General features: G+C 38.4%; 1 protein-coding gene. It reads right to left on the reverse strand.

Annotated elements, in window-relative coordinates:
* On the reverse strand, positions 1-659 hold a 659-nt coding region (locus L979_RS15625), incomplete at both ends, for a hypothetical protein (protein WP_197052186.1).

Here is a 659-nt window from a genome sequence, read left to right on the forward strand (position 1 = left end):
ACGACACTGCGAACAGAATTGAATATGCCACTAAAGAAGCCTGAAACTGCATTCCATATTGATGAAACTACTCCCCAAGCGCTAGAAGCAAAACTTCCGATTGCACTAAATACTGTTGAAACTACTGATTTTACAGCGTTAAATATACCGCCAAAGAAGCCTGAAACTGCATTCCATACGCCAACCAGTATATCCCAAGCTGAACCAGCAAAGCTACCTATGGCGCTAAATACTGTTGAAACTATTGAACTAACTGCGTTAAATATTACACCAAAGAAACCTGATATGCCGTTCCACGCTCCGATAACTAATTGGTAAGCACCGCGAATAATAGCCAATATAAGTTGGAATGCTAAATTAATTACTGATCCAACTAACCCAAATATAGATTGAAAGAAACTAATTAAAGGTTGGAAAGTTGTAACAAACCAGTTATAAGCACCTGTCACTAAAGAAGCAATGGTTGTAAATACAGTTGTAACAACATTTACTATTCCGTCCCATAGCCCTGTGAAGAACCCTGTAACTCCTGCCCATGCTGTTTGAATACCAGTAACAACAGTTGTCCATAAAGTAGTAAAGAATGTTGTTATTCCGTTCCAAATATTTTGAACACCTTGTACAATTCCGCTGAACCAATCAACTAAGCCTTGCCAAAT

It is taken from the genome of Kocuria sp. ZOR0020 (assembly GCF_000800955.1).
In the GTDB taxonomy this organism is placed as follows: domain Bacteria; phylum Actinomycetota; class Actinomycetes; order Actinomycetales; family Micrococcaceae; genus Kocuria; species Kocuria subflava.